Below are 18,804 nucleotides of genomic sequence, written 5' to 3'. Positions count from 1 at the left end.
TAATTTTTTATGGGTTAAATATTTTTAGATAGATATTTGTCATTTGTATAAAAGTACTATTCTTTCTTGCCTTTAGAGGCAAAGTAACTTAGCACTAAGAAAAGAATATACCCAAATATAACTAATACAACTGCTGCAATTTTGCCATTACCGCTTGACATCCAATTTTTTGTTAATGGTATTCTTAATGTAATTCCAATAAAGCCTAGAATGAATATAGGTGGTAGAAAAGGCCACCATATACGACGTTCTTGCTTGTCGCAGTTAAATATAAAGAAAGCGGCAGCAATAAGTAGTATAGATATAATAAAAATTCCCAACAAATTTGACAAATGTATAGTTATCAGATGAGGAGTAAACAATTCAATCAATACAAACAAACCAATTATCAAAGAAACAAGGAGCCATATAGACAAAAAAGCGGCGACCTTTCCTTTAATAATTTTTGTATAAATACTTTTGTGCAGTATAAAAAATACAATTTCTACAACTAAGAAGCTCAATAAACCATTTATGATTAGTATAAGAATATTTATTCCCTTGTCTGGAGCAGTTAATGCACTCAGCAGTTCAAAGAAAGAGCTGATGCCAAAGACAAGACCAGTTAATTTAAATGTTTCTTTTTTACTGGATTTACCAAGGTTGTGAATCAATTCGTCTGCTGCAAGCTGTTGGTTTTTTCCAAAGAATTCTTCGGCAGATTGATTATCTTCCTGAGCGGAAATTATATCCTGTAAAATTTGCATCAACAAGCTTTCTACCTCATGATCGTCATAAAATAATCCGGCAGTACGAATGTATATCAGCAGCTGTTCATAATATTCTCTATTTTCATCCGTTAATTTTTTGCGCAATTCAGTATTTCTTTCAATAATTTCTTTCACAGAATTGTCCTTTTTACTCATATAATTTTTCTCCTTTCAAGCATATTAAATTATCAACCTTGGACTCTAAATTCTTCCACTGTTCAACAAAATCCTTACAGTGAGCTTTTCCTTCTGTAGTTATGCAATAATATTTTCTATCAGGGCCTTCTGGTGAAGGCTTTATTGTACTTGAAAGATATCCTTGCTTTTCTAATTTTTGAAGTAGGGGATATACAGTACCCGCAACTATTTCTTTAAATCCATATTTTTTTAACATTTGAATCATTTCATAGCCATACACTTCGTTTTCTAAAACAACTAAAAGGACACACCCTTCCAGTACACCTTTTAAAAGCTGAGTCTGCTTCAAATTATCCCTCCTTGCTTCGACTATTATGTATTACATATTAGTATTGATATTATTATACGATAGTTTAGCTATTATGTAAAGCATAATAGTTGAAAAATATTATTATCAGGTAATGTGGGCTACTGGTATCACTCATCTCTGATGAAGGGAGGCCATGCATATGGGTAACGACATTTTACAGTAAAACCTTACAAAACTGTAAGGCTTTTTTATATAAATCGATTTGTTGATTTTCTTAATTCATATAAAATCTATTTATCTGATGAAATGTGAAGAGAAAATGTCAACTTAAGAAGTTTAAGGAGGTTACTAACCATGAAAAAACTTATTACTTATATTAAAAGATTTATAATTTGTTTTTCGCTTGTTGCATATATTTTCCCAACGCTATGCGCTTCAATATGTAGCTTTCGCTATATTGTTAATAGTAACGCAACTGTTTCAGCAAAAGAAAATAAGAAAGAATTTTCAGCACCTTTGCTATATAGTAGTTCTACAGAAACTTTAAACAAAGACAATGTAGAAAAATTTGCGGATACTATTTTTAACCAAGAATTAAAAAGATTTAATGTGCCAGGAGCTGTTTTATCTGTTGTTAAAGATAATCATGTACTTTTTGAAAAAGGATATGGATATTCTGACATAGATAAAAAAACGCCAGTTAACCCTAAAACAACAGTTTTTAGAGCTGCTTCCATTTCTAAGCTTTTTACCGCTGCAGCTGTTATGCAACTTAAAGAAAAAGGTAAAATAAACTTAAATGAAAATGTAAATAATTATTTAAAAGGCTTTCAGATAAAGGATAACTTTTCTAAGCCTGTTACTCTTGATAATCTCTTAACTCATACAGGTGGTTTTGATGAAAGGATTATAGGAGAATCAGAACTAGATAACTATCACCAGGAAAAACCACTTAAAGATACCTTAACAGCTCGTCTTCGTCCTATAATTCGAGAATCAGGTGAAGCAATACAGTATAGTAATTATGGTATGGCTGTAGCCGGATATGCAGTTGAAAGTGTATCAGGCACTACTTTTGATAAGTATATGGAAGATAACATATTAAAACCTCTCCATATGAATGACAGCAGCTTTGTCTTTGATAAAAAAACACTAGCTAATTTATCACAAGGTTATGATTATAAAAATGGAGTTTACAAAAAAGTACCTATGTATGGAAATACCTTTTTACCAGCAGGAGGGTTAAAAACTACAGCAGATGATATGAGTAAATAATTTTTAAATATCATAGATGGGCTATAGCTTTTATTTGTATTTTGAATTTAGTTTTTTTAATTGGTATGGCTAAAGAATGTATTACTTTATTATCATCCTTGATTTTCTTAACAGAATTGCCTAAGGCCGCTATATATCTGTTAATGATTCCAATAATAACTACCATATTTACTTTGGGACTAATAATATCAATATGCTTATATTGGCATAATAAAAAATCTAATTTAGGAACAATTATACCCAATATATTAATTTGTTGTATATTTTTAGCTTTTACTCTGTATCTAAATTACTGGAATCTTTTAGAATTTAAATTTTAGTTAAAAAATATCAAAATTTGAACCTAGCTTTTCTCCCAAATAGAATTATGCTATATTAAAATTACTATAGCATAATTTTAAAAGGAGGAAATTGCTTTGTATAAGATACTTGTTGTTGAAGATGATATTAAATTAAATGACCTTATAACAGAGTATCTTCAAAGGTATAAATATGAAGTCGTTAATATACAAGATTTTAAAAATGTAGATACTGAGTTAGAAAAATCAAATGCTGATTTAGTTCTTTTAGATATAAATTTGCCTTATTATGATGGCTTTCAATTATGTAAAACTTTTAGAAGAGTATCAAAAATACCTGTAATTATTATTTCTTCAAGAAGCAGTGATGAAGAACAAATACGTGGGATTGAGTTAGGAGCCGATGATTATATTGTAAAACCTTTTAACTTTGATTTTTTGCTTGCTAAGATACAAGCTGGAATAAGAAGGGTATATGGTGAATATGCTAATGAATCAAATATACTTGAAAGTGATGGAGGCATTAAACTTAATAAAGACACTTTTAAGATACTTTATAATCAGATTGAACTTGAGCTTAGCAAAAATGAGTTCAAGCTATTAAATATGCTTATTAAAAATGAAAATAAAATAGTCAGTAGGGAAGAACTTCTGGAAGAACTTTGGGATGATTCCTTTTTTGTAGATGATAACACTTTAACAGTAAATATAACGAGAATAAGAAATAAACTTAAAAAATTGGGTGTTAGTGAAGCTATATCAACCAAGCGAGGTGTAGGATATATATTCCACACAACTGCAAATAAGGGGAATTAGTATGGATAATAAAAAAGTATTAGTAAACTTTTTAAAAGATAAGTTAGCATTTACTGTTGGGTATTTCCTTAATACAAGTTTAATTCTTTTTTATGGTTATTTGATAAGTAATAAAAGTGATGTGATATACCCTTTACTTATATCTACAATAATATATGTATTTATAATATTTAATGAATGGATTAAATATTATAGGTTCAATAGAGGTTTTAATGAGGGTATAGAAAGTAGATACTTTGATTTAAATCCAAAAACGAATGAACAGAAAGAAATATCTAAAGCTATATTTAAAATTCATGAAAACTATACAAATAAGATAAGTACAATTTATGCACAAAATGCAGATAATAAATATTTCTTATCCCAATGGATTCATAATATAAAGACGCCCACTTCAATAATTGATCTTGTTGTTCAAAAAGCTGCTAAAGAAATAAAATATATTAACGAAAGTTCCACAATAAACCAAACAGATATATTAAAATTATTCTTGGATATAAGAGAAGAAAATGATAAAGTTAAAAGCGGTTTAGATCAAATCCTAAACATTGATAGATTAAATAGTTTTTCTAAAGATTATGATCCTCAAGAGGCAGATTTAGTTTTATTGTTAAAGGAAGTTATCAATAGTAAGAAAAACCAGTTTATTTATAATAATGTTTTCCCTAAAATAGAATTTAATTATGAAAAAATATTAATTATTACCGATAAAAAATGGAATAAGTTTATGCTTGAACAAATAATAGCAAATGCTATTAAGTATTCTGGAGATAGAAGTCAAAAGAAATATGTATATTTTAATATGTATTTAGATAATAAAGAAGTAAAATTAACGATTAGAGATGAAGGTATTGGAATTCCGGGTTATGATATAAAAAGAGTCTTTGAACCATTTTTTACAGGAGAAAATGGGAGAAAAGTAGGTAATGCAACAGGCATAGGCCTATATATATGTAAATTAATATCAAAAAAGTTGAATCACAATATAAATATAGATTCTGAAGTTGATAAGGGGACTACTTTTTCAATTACTTATCCATTAAAATTAGATACAACGGGGTGATACTAATGGAGATCTTGAGTGCCGAGGATATTATTAAAGTCTATGAATGGAATTTAGAAGTTAATCCTACTAATGTTTTGAATGGTATAAATCTCAGCATTGAAAGTGGAGAATTTACTGCTATTATGGGACAATCAGGCAGTGGTAAGACGACTTTGCTTAACATTTTGTCGGGAATCGATAAGCCTACCAGCGGAATAGTAAAGATAATGAATCAATACATAACTTCGCTAGACAAAACAGAACGTTCTATCTTTAGACGAGAAAACTTAGGAATTATATTTCAAAATTTTAATCTTCTTGATAATATTACCCTTGCAGAAAATGCTGCACTTCCATTGATATTTAAAGGTGTGAGTACAGAAAAAATTAATGAAAAAATAGAAGAATATTTTACGTTTTTTAATATATACAATATTAGAAATAAATATCCCTATAATGTATCTGTAGGTGAACAACAGAGGGTAACTGCATGTAGAGCACTAATAAATGATCCTTGTATTATTTTAGCTGATGAATCAACTAGCAGTCTTGATCCAAATACCTCAAAAAAGTTTATGAAGTATTTGCAAAAAATAAATGATCAAAAAAAAGCAACAATTGTTATGGCTACACATGACATATATGCTGCAAGCTGCTGCAGCCGGGTTATCTTTATAAAATCGGGGAGAATATTTGCAGATATATACACAAAAGGAGATCAGCATACTTTTTTTAATAGAATATTGGATACTCTTGCTGTAATTAGTGGTAAGTGATATGAATTGGAGAAAGATGCTTGAACAAACTATAAAATTAAATTTAGGTCAATATTTTGCATACATATTCTCTCTTGTAATTTCAGTTTCATTCTTCTTTGCGGAGCTAATATTTTATAATTCATATGTAACAGCAATTGGACTAAAAAATATTTTTATACTCCCCTCAATTGCAGTTTTTAATACAATGTTGTGGAACATTTTTACGTACATTTCCTTTATAAAATATAGGCAAAAGGAATTTACAACATTTTTGACTTTAGGAATGACATGCAGCGAAATTAAGATGCTAATTTTTATGGAAAATGTGCTAACTTTTTTTATCTATATGCCCATAGGATTGATTTTAGGTGCAGCATTTTCAAAAATTATTGTACTTTTTGCACTAAAATTATCGGGAATGCTTATTTTTACTTTTAAATTTCAATCAATTATTTTTATAGTTACAATTGGATACTATGTTTTTCTTACTATTATATTTATTTTATGGACATTTAAATTTATGGATAAGCTGTCAGTAATTAATGAAGTGAACTATAAAAATTTGTATATAAAATATTCTAAGAAAGAAGAGTTCGCAAAAACAATAATTTCTATTTTAATACTGTGTTATATAAATTTTAAGGAAAGAATGTTTGTAAACTTTCAATCTAGATATTATGTTGACTACTCTTTAATATGTACATTAGTAATTTATATATTATTTTTAATTTTTATAAAAATTTTTGTCGTTTTTATAAAAAGAAGTAAAAGCTTTTATTATAAGAGAATTTTATTAGTAAATGAGCTAGAAGATTCCTTCAAAAAAAATAAATATATAATTCTTTTTATTATTTTCCTAAACACTATATTTATTACCAGCAATAGAGTGTATAGTTTGCCAAATGTAAAAACATTTTTTAATATTTACAGCATTTTTCGTGGGTCTGCTTTCAATTTCATATATATGTTTATTGTACTATTGAGTTTTATTGTTTCTTCTAATATTTTATATTTTAAAGCAAAGATAGATTTTTGTGGCTGGCAACTTAAAAGGACTAAATTATATTATATTGGATTAATTGATAAGGAAATAGATACCTTGTTAACATATAAAATTAGAATAATATTTTTTTTACCTGCACTTTTAACGGTATTAACAAGTATTGTATATATTTATGTTTTAAATACCAATGGAGAATTTAAGATAGATACATTTAAAATATTGGCATATTATATTATTGTTCAATTGTTAGGATACATTATTACTAAAAAGAAAATATTAATATTAAATAACTAGTAAAGTGTTAATAATTATATAAGTTGTATATTTATTAAAAATTAGGACACAATATTAATATTAGAAGTTGATATATACAATCGTATAAAAGAAAAAAATAGAAGAATCCTTAGAAACTTTAGCAGAAACAAAAGCAGAGATAGAATTTTTGGTTGTCTGCAAGCGGGAGAGGCGTGTACGTGTGCCAAAAGTAAAATATATAAAAATAAATGATATTAAAAATATTAAGTTATAAATAAAATACTATAAGTATCATGAATTTTTTTAATATACTAAAGCAAGTAAAATCAATAGCTAGTATAAAAAAAGGGTGTCCAATACGTTGGATACCTTTTTTTACATATTTTTAGATAGGAGAAATAAAGATTATGATGAAGAAAACTCATATTGTGGTAGTCATCGGATAAATAGTTATTGTGGCAATTTCATTATGGTTAAAAATAAAAATATGAAGGGTAAAGATGCTATGGAAAATGCCATATGTAATATATTCATTAGTGGAATATATAATATAATCATTACTGCTATAGTTAGCAGCAAAGTATATTTTGGTTTTTCATTATTAGTTAATCTTATTATTCCTAATGAAAGAAATGTTAATCCTTTCTTTTTAATATTTAAGAAATCTGATCTACTTGAATCCTTATATAAATCTGTAATTAATGATGTCGTTATAGGATATTTTGCTTTTTTGTACAAATCCAATACTCTATCATTTTTTTCACTTGTCTGAAACATTATTGCAGGTCCACTAGTCCCTCTAGCTTCTAAGTTAATAACATATGATACATTTTTGTACAAAGAAAAATTATTATTATATTCCTCCCTTGATCCAATTAAATGCATCTCTTCTCCATCTGTTATTAATATTTTAATACCATTTTCTAATGTTTTTCCACTGTTTCTTATACTTCTTAATGTCTCTAATATTGTTGCAACACCATATCCATCATCTGATGCTCCAAAAGAATATCCTCCGGTATTTTGAGGATTAGTTCCAGCAGAATCATAATGGGCTATAAGTAATATATAGCTTCCATTTTCACCATTTTTATCATCAATTTTCCCATATATGTTACTTAAATTTGCTACTTGTCCTTTATCATTTTTTATATTTTTGTAGCTGAAAATCTTTGGATTCATATTTAATTCTTTTAGCTCATTAAATAAATATTGTCTTACATCCTTTAATGCTTTTTGATGAAATAAAGTTGAATGTGGTTCTTTACTTATTGCCTTTAAATCTTCTTTTGCTTTCACATAGGAAAAATTTCTGCTATTTTCCTTTGAATTTGGATAATACATTGTTATGCATCCTACTAAAATTGATAAAATGCATACGACCAAAATTATAACTTTTCTTTTTTTCATAACTTCTCCTCCAATACTTACTGTATGGGAAGAGTATAATAATTCTTTTTTTATTTATACATAGTCTAAAGCTCTCATTTTACAAAAAAAAGCTAGTACATTAGTACTAGTCTCGCCTATTTATAAGGTTTATAAGCTCTACTTTATTTTTAACATTTACTTTTTTATAAATATTATAAACATGATTTTTTACAGTATTAGGGGATATAAATAATTTGTTACCAATTTCCTTATTGCTTAAACCCATGCAAATATAATCAGCAATTTCCTTTTCTCTATTAGTAAGACATTCTAAATCGTTTTTTCCTTCATGCACTATTTCGCTTTCTTCTTTAATACAGCATAGTATTACTAATATGCATTGAAGTATATATATTAAACATAAATAAGGTACATCTTTGAGAAATACAATCTTATAACTAAATAAAAATAATATGCATGTTGCTATTATTAGTCCTATAATGATTTTTACCTGCACATTTATTTTTTTTATATAATTTATTATCCTTAACCTTCTTAATAATTCTATATACATAAAAGATAACTGCTGCTGCTAAAAAATAACTTATTACATTAATAATATTCTCTATTTTATATTCTGATAATATTTTTCTAATATAAATAAATAGAGTGTCTATTAAAAACCATATAGAAAAAATAATTTCTCCTATAACTATGTATTCTAATATATTTTTTTTATGCTTTTTATATACTAACCAACTTAATGTAATACATCCTACGCCTAATGAAAAACATAGAAAATGTAAAATAATTATTATATGTATCATATTGTCCTCCTGTAATAGGTTGTACAACTATATATTAACATATCGTGAATATAAATATGTGCATTTAATTCTCAGGAACTATTTACAAGACAATTATGACACACAAAAAAACCGTACTGGATTCCAGTACGGTCATATGTATGGTGGAGGCGAGGGGAATCGAACCCCTGTCCAAAAGCAGAAACATTTGAGCATCTCCGAGTGCAGTCCTTAATTTAACATTCCCTCTTTCAGACGCCTAAGGACAGGCTTCTGAATTCAGTAGCTTCATAAATTCCGTTCCTAGGTCAAAGCTTTCCTAGGCTCGTTTCCCCGCTGTCGACGCCAGACCCTAGATCGCGGGAAGTCTAGGCTGACGGCTAGCAGACTATGCTGCTAAAGCTAAATTTTCGTTATTGTTTTCGTTTATATTTAATCCCATAGTTTTTTAACGCGGGCCCACAGGTTCCCTCGACTCGCTTCTCAAACACATCACACCCCTGTCGAAACCATTGCGCCCCCATGTTGGGTTAAGTGTTTGAATACTTAACATTGCATAATTATTATCTTATGCAGTATTAAATTATATCACCCAGATTGCTATAAGTCAAATATAAAAAAATTGAACTATAACAAATAATAAGAAAGTATTCCAAAATTAGTTATACTATATGCGTTTAAAAATAGTTTATAGAATATGATTTTTACTTTATAGATTACCCCTTGAACTCAAAAGTTTTTTAGAGATTTAAACTACTTTTATAAAGCTAATTTAGGGAGAAATCATTATATATTGTTAATGACTTCTCCTGTTTTAAATGTTTTTATTTTGCTGACTGCTTTTTATTGTTTTTATTATGATTTTGTCCTTCTTCAGTAATAGGTATCTGGCCTTTACTTTTTTTAGCTCTGGCCTTTTTGTTATCAGGCTGACTGTCCTTTGTCATTTATATTACCTCCTAAATTAATCCTGCTTTCTTATTTCCAGTTTTAGCTTTTCCCTGGATTTCTTTCACAGGTTTCACAGTATTTCTATTAGATTTCATCTTTTTATTGCTTTCAGTACCATGAGGGTCACTTGGATCGGGCCTTCTCATTCCTGCTTTAGCCATAAAAATACCCTCCTTAGATTCAAAATACATAGTTATTTTTAGCATTGAATAAGAAAATATACACATAATAAGCAGAGATATTATTTATCAAATATTGAAAAAAATATATAAATAATTAATAAAAAAGAGGTGGCAAGGTATGAAGAAAAAATTAAGCATTTTTATGTGCACTATGTTTTTAGTATCTTTACTTGGAGTACCTGTAGTATATTCCAAGGAAGTTACACAAATGCAAAATGAAAATGTGCAGCTTGAACACATACAAAATAAAAATGTACAGCTTAAAATAGACTCTAAAAAGAAAAATAAAATTCCTAAGAGATTCAGAAAAACTACAGATGACATTAGAGTTTATGGTAAAGCCTTAAATTTGAAGGGATTATCCTCTTTAAATGCTTCAGGCAGCGCACAGTTTACAGGGCAGAATATAAAAATGGTGAAAGAGGAAATAGGTAATGTACCTATATTGGTAGTAGATTTAAGGGAAGAGTCCCATGGTTTTATAAATGACTTGGCAGTTAGCTGGGTAGGAGAAGAAAAAAATAATGCAAATAAGGGACTTACTAAGGAGCAGGTATTAAAGGATGAAAGCGAAAGGTTAAAAGGTATCAAATTAAATGAGGAACTTGACATTGAGAAAAAAGAAATAATTCCAGCTAAAGTTCAAGATGAGAGGGAACTGGTAGAAGAAAATAAGATGTCCTATGTAAGAATACCCGTTACAGATACAGAAGGTCCTACAGATGAAATGGTGGATTATTTCATAAGTATTGTAAAGAAAACACCGCCAGGTACATGGATGCATTTTCACTGCAAAGCTGGAATTGGAAGGACTACTACGTTTATGACAATGTACGATATCATGAAAAATGCTAAGGATGTAAGCTTAGACGATATAATGGAGAGACAGATTTTGCTTGGAGGAAAAAATTTACTTAAGCCTTTTCATAAAGTTGGAAGTAAATCCTCAGAGAGATCCGAATTTATAAAGAAGTTCTATGAATACGCAAAAGAAAATAAGGATAATTTTAATACTAGTTGGTCTGAGTGGTTAAAAAGCAATAAAGATTCAGTTAAAGACTTAAATTAGGAGGTCTTATAGATTGAAACATAAAAATAATATATTTGTCAGGACAGCTGTATTTATGTGTATATTTTTTATGACAATAAACTCCAATGTGGTTTTCGCAAATAATTCAAAACATAACTTGAATGAAGATTTACAGAAGGACAATAAAAAAATAATTTACTTAACTTTTGATGATGGACCTAGTAAACTTACAGATAAGTTTCTAGATATACTAAAGGAGAACAATGTAAAAGCTACATTTTTTCTCATAGGTAATCAAATAGAAGATAATGAACAGGTAGTAAAGAGAATATATAGTGAGGGTCACAGTATAGGACTTCACACATATACTCATAAATATAGAAAAATATACAAAAATGGTGACAGTTTTATAGATGAAATGAATAAATCTAACGAATTGATAAAGAAAGTTACAGGGAAGGAAAGTCACTTAATAAGATTCCCAGGAGGGAGCAGGAAACATCTAAATAAAAGTTTTTTAGAGAAATTGCACAACAATAAGTTCAAAATATATGACTGGAACATACAGGCATCTGATGGAATTAACCCCAAAAGTCCACCGGATAAACTAGTCAAAGAGGCTACTAAAGATCCAGATAAACACAATCCAGTAATACTTTTAATGCACTGCGATTATATGCATAAAAATACTTGTATTGCTCTCCCTGAAATAATAAAGTACTATAAATTACAGGGCTATGAGTTTAAAACTATAACAGAAGATACAGGGGAGGTTTATTTTCCAATAAGAACTAATAAAGCTTCTTCATTTTTAGAAAAGTTATTTAAAAATTAGTAAATGTAATAATATAGTTTTTATAATTGAGGTTTGAACTTATACGTAACATATAATCTATAGTTGAGAATATTTAAATACAAATTTTTAATTGTAAATAAATGTTATGAAGTATTCTCAACTATTACTTTAATCTATTACAATATCAGTATATTATTGTACAACCATTGCCAATATTAATAAAATTTTAGTATATTATATCAAATTATCCCAATATTGATTGAAATTAATACCATTTTTGTTTAAAATGAAAATGGTATTTTTGTGCTATAGATAAAATAAAAAATTAGACTAAGATTAAATAAAATCCATGAATTTTATAAATAACATGAATTTTGCCAATAAGAACAGTATTAATATGGGGGTAAAGTAAGTGATAGAAAATTTTTTAGATAAAAAAGCTACAATATTAAAAAAAGAAAAAAGAGCAAATAAAAGATATAAGTATGACTATAATTTTAAAATTGAAAGCGTAAATTTAAAAGAAATAAATTTAGATGTGCTAGGTGTAAATATTTCTACTAATGGAATAGCCTTTATCTCCAATATAAGTTTTGAAAAAGGCGACATGTTATCAATTGCCTTTAAATTTAATAATGTAACTATACCTGCAATTATTAAAGTGCAGCACGTAAATATATGCGATACTGGATTTTTTGTTGGTGGTGAATTCATAGCTATGCAAAATATGTATAGAGAAGTATTAAAAAGAGGATGTGAGACTTTTTCTGTAAAGTAGCTTTCTATAACAATTCTTTAATGGCAGATATTATTAAAATTAAATCTCATCTTAATTTTCAATATATAATTTAAAAATAAGTATGTAAATAGCGCTTCCAAATTTCAATTGAAAACTCTATGTGGGTATTCTAGCTTAAAATCAACTGTAACTATTAATTTTTATGGGATTAATCTATATAGAGTTTGTAAGTGGAAGCTGAACTTATACCCGAAAATAATGCTGACAAAATTGAAATCACACTTAAAAACTTTTTTTATAAATCTTAGTGAGGTATTTTAGAAAATCTTAGAAGCTTATATATGTCTGAGGTATGAGTTTATATAAGTTTCTTTAGATTTTCAAAATACGGAACTTTAGACTTATCAAGTGATTCTTAGGTTCAGATGGAGTTTGCTTATAAGGATGACTTTCCCCAGCTGAATCTTAGAAGAACTTATCCAGGCGCGTAGCAGTGCTTACCCCCCACTTTGATAAAAGATGGGGGGTGTTAGCAATGGTAGCGATCGGATAAAAAGTTTTTAGTCTGATGAAATTTGTCAGCATATGAACTGGTATAAGTCAACTTCTCAGCTACAAACCTCATGTGTGCAGATTCTTTTTCATAATATCCATAAATGTATCTGGTGGAACAACTTTTACTTTAGGATTTTTATTTAACTCGTTTACTACTTTTTCTATGTCTTTCATGGATTTACTCCATGCATGAACGTACACAAATGTATAGGTTTCAGGTTTGGATATGTTGGTGTATCCTTTATTAACATAATTATTTATGTTGTTTATAAGAGCATCTTCCTCTTCCAGTCCAGACCAGAGTACATCTCTGCAGGACACCACTGGCTTTCCATTGCTCCATACAATTTTACCTTTATAGTCATTTTGCTTGCTATAATTAAGGTAGAATATACCATCAACATTTGAACAACTAGTGTATTTATCCCATAATTTAGTATCATAAAGTGACCAGTCATCCAAAACTGACACATACCTTTCATCTACATCTGCCATATAATTGTTTAATCTTTTCAGATATGCATTTAAAGAATCTTCCTCAAACTTACTAGGGTACATATAACCATTACCAGAAGGTGATACTACAAAGTTATCTCGATGAGAATTTGAAGATGCATTTTTATAATATAGTTTAAAAACGGTAGGTGTCAGTTCATACATAGAAGGACTTATGCTGAATCCCATATTAAAACTACCTCTTTTAGGAGAGCCGTACCATTTTTCAGATCCATAATTACTTCCAAGGTTCCACTGCTGGTTATCTCCATCTGACATTATAAAAGTTACATAGTGCATAGGCTGAGAGAAAAGTTTTTTATCAGGATTTACACTGCTTTTTTGTGTTAAAGGTACTGATGGAAAGGCACTTAATACTGTTAAATTGTAAGACCAATCTGCAGGAACCATACTTACTCCATTTTTAGAGGCTGCACTTACATTACCATGTTCGTCAGGCCCCCACCCAAGGCACGTAGAGTCCTTTTTCATAGACCCAAAAACTTTATCCCTTAGTGAGAAATCTTTTAGATCATCCTCATAAAACACTAGACATTTACTCATGATGCCATAATCTCTAAGAGGAGCATTTTTATTTGGAGACAGCTCAATTACAACGGAATGGTTTAGTCCTGAATTCCACAAATTATTATAAGCCCAATATTTATCGGTGTTTACACAATCACCCTGCATTTTAATTCCTGTATTTTTAACCTTATTTTCTATAGACTTATCTATAACTATAGAATTTTTTAACGCTGCAAGAGAGCAGGCGTTGTTAATGGAAGGGTTTTTTTCAGGATAACTGTTGTAAAGTACATATCCAGATACTAGTGATTTAAATGTATCTAGCAAATACCAGGGATCTTTTACTGTGGTATAGGTTACCCCGTAATTTGATTTCAAATCATCCAGCCATATTTTGTAATCAGGTTGATTTTTATTTAAGGTATATATTTGAGAATTTGACTTATTTGATATTACTCCCTGAAGGGTGACTATCATAGTTTTTTCTACAGGAGTTAGATCATTTTGGTAAATTACATAAAGGTGATGCGGTATCTTTGAGTTTTTTACATAATAAGGCTTGCCTAAAAAAGCATGTACATTTGGAATAAATGCACCAATTAAAAAAATAGAAAGAATTAATACAATAAATTTTTTGAATTTCATATAAATTTACCTCCTGATTTTATTATGCAGCTTTTTGGTTAGTTTATTAGAAATTTGATTTGGTAAAGTATAGCAGCAGCTGTTTAAAAAAGTAAGAATATTTTTAGACGCATAATATTTGGAGAAACCCTAATTTCAAAAAATATATTGACAATAAATTTCCTATATTCTATTATATAGAAAGAGTTTAACTAAATATAGTGATATGCAAAGAAGAGGATTAGTAAAAATGATATTTTTTTAAGAGAGGAAACGGGTGGTGAAAGTTTCTAAATGTACATTTTGAACCTACCTTTGAGTTCTGTTAGGATACAGCGGTAATTGCCGTTATAATTATAATTGAGAGAATATGTTTAATGTTTTAAATATATTAATCAGGGTGGTACCGCCGACGTAACCTCGGTCCCTTTTGGGATTGGAGGCTTTTTTATATTTCAAAGAAAAACTAGTTGCACTAAATTGAAATTTTGGAGGTAATTAAAATTGAGTAAAAAGATGGTAGAACAAATAACATCAAGAGATGAAGATTTTGCACAGTGGTATACAGACATTGTAAAAAAAGCAGAATTAGCTGATTATTCAAGTGTAAGAGGCTGTATGATAATACGTCCTTATGCCTATGCTATGTGGGAAAATATTCAGAGTTATTTAGACAAGAGATTTAAGGAGACAGGACATCAAAATGTATATATGCCTTTATTTATTCCTGAAAGTCTTCTTCAAAAGGAAAAAGATCATATAGAGGGATTTGCACCAGAAGTTGCCTGGGTAACTCACGGTGGTAATGAAGAACTTACAGAAAAATTATGTGTTCGTCCAACATCAGAAACATTATTTTGTGAACATTATGCTAAGATAGTGCAGTCTTATAAAGACCTGCCTAAGCTTTACAATCAGTGGTGTTCTGTAGTTAGATGGGAAAAGACTACAAGACCTTTCCTTAGAACTACAGAATTTTTATGGCAGGAAGGTCATACTATACATGAAACTAAGAAGGAAGCACAAGAAGAAACTACAAGGATGCTGAATGTATATTCGGATCTTTGTGAAAAAGTGCTGGCTATTCCAGTATTAAAGGGACAGAAAACTGACAGTGAAAAATTTGCAGGAGGAGAAGCTACATATACTATAGAAGCACTTATGCATGATGGAAAGGCACTTCAGGCTGGTACATCTCATTACTTAGGACAGAACTTTGCAAAATCTTTTGGAATGCAGTATTCAGATAAAGAAGGAAAACTTCAATATGTATACCAGACTTCCTGGGGTGTAACAACTCGTCTTTTAGGAGCAATTATAATGGTACATGGTGATGATAATGGACTCGTAGTTCCACCTAGAATAGCTCCTACTCAGGTAATTATAGTACCTATAGCACAGCATAAAGAAGGAGTACTGGATAAGGCAAATGAGCTAAAAGATAGAATAGCTAAATTTGCAAGAGTCAAACTTGACGACAGTGATAAAATGGCTGGATGGAAGTTTAGTGAATATGAGATGAAGGGAGTTCCTGTACGTCTTGAAGTAGGACCAAAGGATATCGAGAAAAATCAAGTTGTACTTGTAAGGAGAGACAGTGGAGAAAAGATAATAGTATCCATGGATAACTTAGAGAAGGATATACCAGATCTTTTAGATAAAATTCATGATGGTATGTTTGAAAAGGCAAAAAATCTTATAGAAAACAATACAAATAATGCTGTAAATATGGAAGAGTTTAAAGATATAATGGAAAATAAAATAGGTTTTGTAAAGGCTATGTGGTGTGGAGACGCTAAATGTGAAGAAAAAATTAAAGAAGTTACTGGTGCATCTTCAAGGTGTATTCCATTTGAACAAGAACATATTTCAGATACCTGCGTATGCTGTGGTAAAAAAGCTGATAAATTAGTTTATTGGGGAAAAGCATACTAAAATATGTTTAATATAATACTTTAATTTTTAGAAATACTATCAAAATTTTGATAGTATTTCTTTTTGGTGAATAAACTTAATGGTTACTTGCAAACATTATAGGTATTTGGTTAAAAATAACTTTAAAAATATTTTGTAAATACTAGTAGGAAAAATAGTATTTATTGCTATAATATAAATAGATTATGAGTTGAAATAAAGTGGAGGCTTACATATGTTTAATAGCAAAAAATTTAAAGGCAACAAATTCAAATATGTTATTTATTATTCACTATTAGCTGTTATAATTGTGTTTATAGTTAATGAATACTCTAGTCAATTAAAATATGAGCACATAAAATATAGTGATTTTATAAATTATATTAACCAAAATAAAATATCTAATGTACAAATATCCAAGGATAGGCTAATAATAACCCCTAAGGATAAGGATAAAGCTCACAAAGGAAAAATACTTTATACTGAAAGGGTAGATGATCAGGATTTAATTAAAAAGTTAAATGATTCCAAAGTCCAGTATGAAGGTGTGTCACAGGAAAGCTCTTTAATGAGAAGCCTTTTTACAAATTGGATTTTACCCATAAGTATAATTATGTTTTTTGGAAGTATTTTAATGGGAAGACTAGATAAAAAAATGGGCAGTGGAGTTATGTCCTTTGGAAAGAATACTGCTAAAATATATGCGGAAAATGAAACTGGCGTGAACTTTAATGATGTGGCAGGACAGGAAGAAGCTAAAGAGTCTCTGATTGAAATAGTTGATTTCTTGCATAACTCTCAAAAATATGTATCAATAGGTGCAAAGCTTCCTAAGGGAGCACTCCTTGTAGGACCCCCTGGAACAGGAAAAACTCTTCTTGCAAAGGCTGTAGCAGGAGAAGCTAAAGTCCCATTTTTCTCTATATCAGGTTCTGCTTTTGTAGAGATGTTTGTAGGTATGGGGGCATCTAGAGTTAGAGATTTATTTAAACAGGCGCAGGAAAAAGCTCCTTGCATAGTATTTATAGATGAAATAGATGCCATAGGTAAAAGTAGAGGTGGCAACGTATCTGGAAATGATGAGAGGGAGCAAACTTTGAATCAACTTCTTGCAGAGATGGATGGATTTGATTCTTCTAAAGGAGTTGTAATTTTAGCAGCTACCAATAGACCGGAAGTACTTGACAAGGCACTTTTAAGACCTGGAAGATTTGATAGGAGGGTTATAGTAGATAGGCCTGATCTAAAGGGAAGGGAAAGTATACTTAAAGTTCATACTAAGGGAGTTAAAGTTTCAGAAGATATAGATTTAAATTCTATAGCAAAATCGACTCCTGGAGCTGTAGGAGCAGATTTGGCTAATATGATAAATGAAGCTGCTTTAAGGGCAGTAAAAAACGGTAGAGAAGAAGTAATTCAGGAAGACTTAGAAGAATCAGTAGAAGTAGTTATGGCTGGTAAAGAAAAGAAGGATAGAATTTTATCTGATACTGAAAAGAGAGCTGTTGCTTTTCATGAAGTAGGTCATGCACTTGTGGCTGCATTATTAAAACATACGGATCCTGTACATAAGATAACTATAGTTCCAAGGACCATGGGTGCGCTAGGGTATACTATGCAGCTTCCTACAGAAGAAAAGTATCTTGTTAGTAAGGAAGAAATGATAGATAAGATATGTGTTATGTTAGGAGGAAGATCTGCAGAAGAAGTAGAGCTTAATAGTATATCTACAGGTGCATCCAATGATATTGAAAGGGCTACAGAAACAGCTAGGAGCATGGTGACTATGTATGGAATGACAGATAGATTTGATATGATGGGTTTAGAGTCAATGCAGGATAGATATTTGGATGGAAGACCAGTGCAAAATTGTAGTGCGGAAACGGCTTCTATTATAGATGATGAAACCTTAAAAATAATAAAAGAATGTCATGAAAAGGCAAAGAGTATTATTAAAGATAATAAGAATTTACTCGTAAAGATATCTGAAAGTCTAATTGAAAAAGAAACTCTAATGGGAGAGGAATTTATGGACATAATAAAAGAATATAATGACAAAAAACAGGAAACTCAGGATACAAGACTCTGATTATAAACTACTCTAAAGCATTTGAAAGAAAATAAGCTAAAATACTCACTGGTTATTTCTTTGAAAATGCCTAATG

The 18,804-nt window shown here is 29.5% G+C and carries 17 protein-coding genes, 1 other RNA gene and 1 other annotated feature; of the genes, 10 read left to right on the top strand and 8 right to left on the bottom strand.

The window, feature by feature from the left end; genetic code table 11:
• Positions 1 to 56 precede the first annotated feature (56 nt).
• Together CLRAG_RS10360 and CLRAG_RS10355 are read right to left on the bottom strand one after the other, a co-directional pair.
• Entirely contained in the window at positions 57 to 905 is an 849-nt protein-coding gene (locus tag CLRAG_RS10360) for a DUF1129 domain-containing protein (protein WP_065078371.1), read from the bottom strand.
• Positions 898 to 1,236 (bottom strand): PadR family transcriptional regulator, encoded by a 339-nt coding sequence (locus tag CLRAG_RS10355; protein WP_065078370.1) that lies wholly within the window; start codon positions 1,234 to 1,236, stop codon positions 898 to 900. The genes CLRAG_RS10360 and CLRAG_RS10355 overlap by 8 nt, the downstream gene beginning before the upstream one ends.
• A 315-nt stretch (positions 1,237 to 1,551) precedes the next feature.
• Here CLRAG_RS10355 and CLRAG_RS10350 point away from each other — a divergent pair, with 315 nt between their 5' ends.
• From CLRAG_RS10350 to CLRAG_RS10325, 5 genes are all read left to right on the top strand, one after another.
• A complete protein-coding gene (locus tag CLRAG_RS10350; RefSeq protein ID WP_065078369.1) occupies positions 1,552 to 2,472 on the top strand; it encodes a serine hydrolase domain-containing protein in 921 nt (306 codons plus the stop codon).
• A 416-nt stretch (positions 2,473 to 2,888) separates the two neighbouring features.
• Complete coding sequence (locus CLRAG_RS10340) at positions 2,889 to 3,587, top strand: response regulator transcription factor (RefSeq protein WP_065078367.1); 699 nt, start codon at positions 2,889 to 2,891, stop codon at positions 3,585 to 3,587.
• A 1-nt stretch (position 3,588) separates the two neighbouring features.
• On the top strand, positions 3,589 to 4,650 hold the full coding sequence (locus CLRAG_RS10335; RefSeq protein WP_065078366.1) for a sensor histidine kinase: 1,062 nt from the start codon (positions 3,589 to 3,591) through the stop codon (positions 4,648 to 4,650).
• A 5-nt stretch (positions 4,651 to 4,655) separates the two neighbouring features.
• Positions 4,656 to 5,408, top strand: a complete 753-nt coding sequence (locus tag CLRAG_RS10330) for an ABC transporter ATP-binding protein (RefSeq protein ID WP_065078365.1) — start codon at positions 4,656 to 4,658, stop codon at positions 5,406 to 5,408.
• Between the two features lies 1 nt (position 5,409).
• Complete coding sequence (locus CLRAG_RS10325; RefSeq protein ID WP_065078364.1) at positions 5,410 to 6,687, top strand: ABC transporter permease family protein; 1,278 nt, start codon at positions 5,410 to 5,412, stop codon at positions 6,685 to 6,687.
• A 411-nt stretch (positions 6,688 to 7,098) separates the two neighbouring features.
• On the opposite strand, the gene CLRAG_RS10320 is transcribed toward CLRAG_RS10325, so the two are convergent.
• The 5 genes from CLRAG_RS10320 to CLRAG_RS20875 all read right to left on the bottom strand — a co-directional run bounded on the left by CLRAG_RS10320 (position 7,099) and on the right by CLRAG_RS20875 (position 9,937).
• On the bottom strand, positions 7,099 to 8,058 hold the full coding sequence (locus CLRAG_RS10320; RefSeq protein ID WP_065078363.1) for a M28 family peptidase: 960 nt from the start codon (positions 8,056 to 8,058) through the stop codon (positions 7,099 to 7,101).
• A gap of 106 nt (positions 8,059 to 8,164) precedes the next feature.
• Positions 8,165 to 8,593: a response regulator transcription factor gene (locus CLRAG_RS10315; RefSeq protein WP_083985666.1), complete on the bottom strand. Its 429-nt coding sequence runs from the start codon at positions 8,591 to 8,593 to the stop codon at positions 8,165 to 8,167.
• Between the two features lie 394 nt (positions 8,594 to 8,987).
• Positions 8,988 to 9,347: a transfer-messenger RNA gene (gene ssrA / locus CLRAG_RS10305) on the bottom strand.
• A 302-nt stretch (positions 9,348 to 9,649) separates the two neighbouring features.
• The gene (locus CLRAG_RS21235; RefSeq protein WP_275507576.1) at positions 9,650 to 9,772 is read right to left on the bottom strand and encodes a hypothetical protein; all 123 of its coding nucleotides are present in this window, start codon (positions 9,770 to 9,772) and stop codon (positions 9,650 to 9,652) included.
• A 12-nt stretch (positions 9,773 to 9,784) separates the two neighbouring features.
• Positions 9,785 to 9,937 carry a hypothetical protein gene (locus CLRAG_RS20875; RefSeq protein ID WP_013240447.1) on the bottom strand — a complete coding sequence of 51 codons (153 nt, stop codon included), beginning with the start codon at positions 9,935 to 9,937 and terminating at the stop codon, positions 9,785 to 9,787.
• A gap of 139 nt (positions 9,938 to 10,076) precedes the next feature.
• On the opposite strand from CLRAG_RS20875, the gene CLRAG_RS10300 reads away from it, so the two are divergent.
• The 3 genes from CLRAG_RS10300 (at position 10,077) to CLRAG_RS10290 (ending at position 12,562) form a co-directional block, all read left to right on the top strand.
• A complete protein-coding gene (locus CLRAG_RS10300) occupies positions 10,077 to 11,027 on the top strand; it encodes a fused DSP-PTPase phosphatase/NAD kinase-like protein (protein ID WP_065078360.1) in 951 nt (316 codons plus the stop codon).
• 55 nt (positions 11,028 to 11,082) lie between these two features.
• Positions 11,083 to 11,823 (top strand): polysaccharide deacetylase family protein, encoded by a 741-nt coding sequence (locus CLRAG_RS10295; protein ID WP_167351571.1) that lies wholly within the window; start codon positions 11,083 to 11,085, stop codon positions 11,821 to 11,823.
• A 373-nt stretch (positions 11,824 to 12,196) separates the two neighbouring features.
• Positions 12,197 to 12,562, top strand: coding sequence for a PilZ domain-containing protein (locus tag CLRAG_RS10290; protein WP_023162418.1), 366 nt, complete (start codon positions 12,197 to 12,199; stop codon positions 12,560 to 12,562).
• 582 nt (positions 12,563 to 13,144) lie between these two features.
• Here CLRAG_RS10290 and CLRAG_RS10285 read toward each other — a convergent pair.
• Positions 13,145 to 14,746 carry a GxGYxYP domain-containing protein gene (locus CLRAG_RS10285; protein WP_065078358.1) on the bottom strand — a complete coding sequence of 534 codons (1,602 nt, stop codon included), beginning with the start codon at positions 14,744 to 14,746 and terminating at the stop codon, positions 13,145 to 13,147.
• Positions 14,747 to 14,947: 201 nt separating this feature from the next.
• Positions 14,948 to 15,157: a binding site (T-box leader), on the top strand.
• Positions 15,158 to 15,241: 84 nt separating this feature from the next.
• Between CLRAG_RS10285 and proS the strand changes: the two genes are divergently transcribed.
• Together proS and ftsH are read left to right on the top strand one after the other, a co-directional pair.
• Positions 15,242 to 16,660 carry a proline--tRNA ligase gene (gene proS, locus CLRAG_RS10280; RefSeq protein WP_065078569.1) on the top strand — a complete coding sequence of 473 codons (1,419 nt, stop codon included), beginning with the start codon at positions 15,242 to 15,244 and terminating at the stop codon, positions 16,658 to 16,660.
• A 214-nt stretch (positions 16,661 to 16,874) separates the two neighbouring features.
• Entirely contained in the window at positions 16,875 to 18,728 is a 1,854-nt protein-coding gene (ftsH, locus tag CLRAG_RS10275; RefSeq protein WP_065078357.1) for an ATP-dependent zinc metalloprotease FtsH, read from the top strand.
• Positions 18,729 to 18,804 lie beyond the last annotated feature (76 nt).

Source organism: Clostridium ragsdalei P11 (assembly GCF_001675165.1).
Taxonomy (GTDB): domain Bacteria; phylum Bacillota; class Clostridia; order Clostridiales; family Clostridiaceae; genus Clostridium_B; species Clostridium_B ragsdalei.
The sequence above is the reverse complement of the archived record's forward strand: the minus strand, read 5'-3'. Positions and strand labels throughout refer to the sequence as shown.

Coding starts and splice junctions, on each gene's coding strand:
- CLRAG_RS10320 (WP_065078363.1), bottom strand. CDS start 8,058: ATGAAAAAAAGAAAAGTTATAATTTTGGTCGTATGCATTTTATCAATT.
- CLRAG_RS10315 (WP_083985666.1), bottom strand. CDS start 8,593: ATGTATATAGAATTATTAAGAAGGTTAAGGATAATAAATTATATAAAA.
- CLRAG_RS20875 (WP_013240447.1), bottom strand. CDS start 9,937: ATGGCTAAAGCAGGAATGAGAAGGCCCGATCCAAGTGACCCTCATGGT.
- ftsH (WP_065078357.1), top strand. CDS start 16,875: ATGTTTAATAGCAAAAAATTTAAAGGCAACAAATTCAAATATGTTATT.
- proS (WP_065078569.1), top strand. CDS start 15,242: ATGGTAGAACAAATAACATCAAGAGATGAAGATTTTGCACAGTGGTAT.
- CLRAG_RS10325 (WP_065078364.1), top strand. CDS start 5,410: ATGAATTGGAGAAAGATGCTTGAACAAACTATAAAATTAAATTTAGGT.
- CLRAG_RS10335 (WP_065078366.1), top strand. CDS start 3,589: ATGGATAATAAAAAAGTATTAGTAAACTTTTTAAAAGATAAGTTAGCA.
- CLRAG_RS21235 (WP_275507576.1), bottom strand. CDS start 9,772: ATGACAAAGGACAGTCAGCCTGATAACAAAAAGGCCAGAGCTAAAAAA.
- CLRAG_RS10360 (WP_065078371.1), bottom strand. CDS start 905: ATGAGTAAAAAGGACAATTCTGTGAAAGAAATTATTGAAAGAAATACT.
- CLRAG_RS10285 (WP_065078358.1), bottom strand. CDS start 14,746: ATGAAATTCAAAAAATTTATTGTATTAATTCTTTCTATTTTTTTAATT.
- CLRAG_RS10350 (WP_065078369.1), top strand. CDS start 1,552: ATGAAAAAACTTATTACTTATATTAAAAGATTTATAATTTGTTTTTCG.
- CLRAG_RS10330 (WP_065078365.1), top strand. CDS start 4,656: ATGGAGATCTTGAGTGCCGAGGATATTATTAAAGTCTATGAATGGAAT.
- CLRAG_RS10300 (WP_065078360.1), top strand. CDS start 10,077: ATGAAGAAAAAATTAAGCATTTTTATGTGCACTATGTTTTTAGTATCT.
- CLRAG_RS10295 (WP_167351571.1), top strand. CDS start 11,083: ATGTGTATATTTTTTATGACAATAAACTCCAATGTGGTTTTCGCAAAT.